Origin of the sequence: Neochlamydia sp. TUME1 (assembly GCF_000813645.1) — a bacterium.
Classification (GTDB): domain Bacteria; phylum Chlamydiota; class Chlamydiia; order Chlamydiales; family Parachlamydiaceae; genus Neochlamydia.
In genome coordinates this window covers 1-3,044 of sequence record NZ_JRXI01000165.1, presented here as the reverse complement: position 1 = coordinate 3,044, position 3,044 = coordinate 1, and the positions used below count along the sequence as shown (strand labels likewise).

At 38.1% G+C, this 3,044-nt stretch carries 2 protein-coding genes; both read left to right on the top strand.

The window, feature by feature from the left end:
• Positions 1-70: 70 nt before the first annotated feature.
• A complete protein-coding gene (locus tag DB41_RS07890) occupies positions 71-1,300 on the top strand; it encodes an MFS transporter (RefSeq protein WP_039386149.1) in 1,230 nt (409 codons plus the stop codon).
• A 426-nt stretch (positions 1,301-1,726) separates the two neighbouring features.
• The gene (locus tag DB41_RS07885) at positions 1,727-2,584 is read left to right on the top strand and encodes an AMP nucleosidase (RefSeq protein ID WP_052244022.1); all 858 of its coding nucleotides are present in this window, start codon (positions 1,727-1,729) and stop codon (positions 2,582-2,584) included.
• Positions 2,585-3,044: the final 460 nt, after the last annotated feature.

The window sequence follows — 3,044 nt, the reverse complement described above, 5'->3', positions numbered from 1 at the left end:
GGCTTAATTATTAAAAGCCATCCATATTTTTTATTGTGTTTTCAGAAAATAATTTATACAATTCTCTGCTATGAAAGTTTGCCAAAACACACGTTATGTCTTTATAGGGAGCCATCTCTTAAATGCCCCGCTTTGGGCGATGTATACTTTATTAGTTTTTATCTTTTATAAAGATTTGCATGCCTCGCCTTTACAGATCACTTTGCTCATTAGTTCTAAGCCTGTAGTAGCTATTGCTTCATTCTATTGGAACTCCTTTGTAGAGAAAAGGCATGACTTGCTAAAGAAGAGCATAGGATGTGCAAGTGTTATAGGACTTTTGCCCTGTTTTTCCTTCCCCTTTATCGATAATAATTGGTTTTATATCTTCGCTTTTGCGGTTTATATGATGGCCAGCAGAGCCATTATACCTGCATGGATGGAAATCCTAAAAATTAAAATTCATGCCGAAGCAAGAAGTAAAATCTTTTCCGTAGGCTCTTCAATTAATTATTTAACTAGCCTTTTCTTTCCTTTATTTATCTCTCGATGGATGGATCACAGTCCTGGCATTTGGCGGTGGGGATTTTTTATAGCAGCAGGCATAAGTTTATTGAGCAATTTTTTATTGGTTACTATCCCTTTGCCTAAAGAGGGACCCCCTCCTCTAAATGATAAGCAGAATTTAAAAGACACCCTCGTGCAGCCTTGGAGAAATTTTATCAAGTTAATGAGAGCACGTCCTGATTTTGCCCACTTTCAACTGATCTTTATGTGTGGAGGGCTAGGGCTTATGATTATGCAGCCAGCATTACCTGTTTTTACATTAGAAGTGCTACACCTTTCTTATACTGAATTAGTCATTGCTATCTCTGTTTGCAAAGGGATAGGCTTTGCGTTGACTACCCGTATATGGGCTTTATTTTTTAATAAGATAAATATTTATATTTTAACTTTTTTGATTTGTTTTTTAGCTACTTTATTCCCTATATTCTTGATAACAGCTAGCTTACATTGGATATGGGTGTACGTGGCTTATTTTGTCTATGGAATTATGCAGGCAGGCAGTGAGATGTGTTGGAATCTATCAGGGCCTAGGTTTGCTCGGAAAGAAAATAGTGCTGCTTTTACGGGAATCAATGTAGTATTGGTGGGGCTTAGAGGATGTGTAGGTCCTTTTTTAGGAGGTTATCTAGGATTTATTGCTAATTCCTATTTACCCTTAATAGTTGGAGGGTTTTTTTGCCTGTGTGGAACAGGGTGTGCGATCTACAGTAGCAAGAAATATGCAGAGAAGGAGCTTTTGTCAAAACCTTCTTAGTAAAAAATAGGGGAATCTCTCTACCTCAAATTATTCAGATAATGATGAGCTTCCCTCATGGATTGTGAATTAAAAATTTAAGAGGAGATTAATATTCTTTTTGTAAAAAAGGTAGCACTTTTTTTCCCACCATGATAAATGCATTTTTTATCGAAGAAGAGGATGAGGAACCAAAAAGATCTTAAAAGAAGAAAAAGATAGGCAAATCACTTGCCACAGGCTCTATCCCTCCCTTTCTTAAAAGGATAGAGGCAAAGAATGCTTGAGAAAAGAATGAGGCCCGGGCTAGATTGCTTTTTTTAAAGTCTTTTTTTTGAATGGCTACTATTCTTTTTGGAGTAGATGAGAAATTGCTCCTTGGCCTTTTATACGCAACTTTGGCTCGTTAGAAGTTGAGAAATGACACTAATAAATAAGGTAAATTTAATGGAAGAAGATTGTAATTATAATTTCAATGTGAATCCCCTGGAAGAAAAGATTGCTACAGATACGTTAGAGCGTTATTCAGGCTCGACCGTGCAAGATTTTCAGCCTTACCTGCTGCTTACTAATTTCCCTCGCTATGTTAGGCAATTTGCTAATGATCGTAATCTACCTATCCTAGAGGGATCTATGTTTTCTGTAGCCCACTCTCCAAAGGAAAAAGTAAGTATCTTGGATTTCAAAATAGGGTCTGCAGCAGCAGCCCTTATCATCGATCTGTGCGCTTTTTTGCCTATTCGTGCCGCCTTGCTGCTAGGTATGTGTGGAGGCTTGAGAAAGCATCATAAAATTGGGGATTACTTTGTGCCGGTGGCAGGTATAAGGGGAGAAGGGACATCAGACTTTTATTTTCCGCAGGAGGTGCCCTCGATGGCTAATTTTCTTGTACAAAAATGCGTAAGTAATGTTCTTGATCGGCAGAATTCCACTTATCACATTGGCATTACGCATACCACGAACAAGCGTTTTTGGGAATTTAACGAAAACTTTAAAAGCCGTTTAGAAAAAACACGTCCTCAAGCGATAGAAATGGAATGCGCCACCCTTTTTATGGCTAGCTACTACCATAAGCTTCCTCTTGGAGCTCTTCTTCTTATTTCCGATCTGCCTTTAGGTAAAGATGGAGTGAAAACTAAACAAAGCTCTGAAAAAGTTTACCAAGAATATACGATCGATCATGTAGATAAAGGCGTGAAAATTATGCTTGAACTCGATGCGACTTTAAATCATCAAGCCAAAGGTGTTTTTCGAGGAGCAAGGCGCCGCTTTGAGTCCCCTAAGGTAGCCATAACTGACATTTAGTTAACTAATGCTTTAAGCTACAACTGCAAGGCAGGTGGCCAGGAGTTGCCAATTATTAAAACCTCTTAGCAATTAAAATACCCAATAAACATTTGCTTTAAAAATATTATAGTAATTTGCATGGGCATAGGCATGGCAAATAAGCTCTGTACTTTCTTTAAGGCTTATGTAAAAGGTGTCGGGGTATAAAGAGCACTGTCTACTACTGTATAGCGGTTCTCTTTTGCCTAAAGCAAATTTTTTAGTAGGGTGCTTGGCAATAAGTGACGTCGGCGCTGTTTGATCGCTGTTAATGCCATTGACAGCATGTATGTATAAAGAGATATTTCCTTTCTTGAAATTGATAACTTGCAAGGCAGCTTGATTGAGATCTAGTCTAGGATTGCGATTATAACCTTTGGCTAGACGAATGCACCATTCTCCCTTGTGCTAAATAAACCCTCATAGTTTTCATCTGGAG

Bases quoted from the DNA above. Each gene is read 5' to 3' on its own strand.
- DB41_RS07890 (WP_039386149.1), top strand. From the start codon at position 71: ATGAAAGTTTGCCAAAACACACGTTATGTCTTTATAGGGAGCCATCTC.
- DB41_RS07885 (WP_052244022.1), top strand. From the start codon at position 1,727: ATGGAAGAAGATTGTAATTATAATTTCAATGTGAATCCCCTGGAAGAA.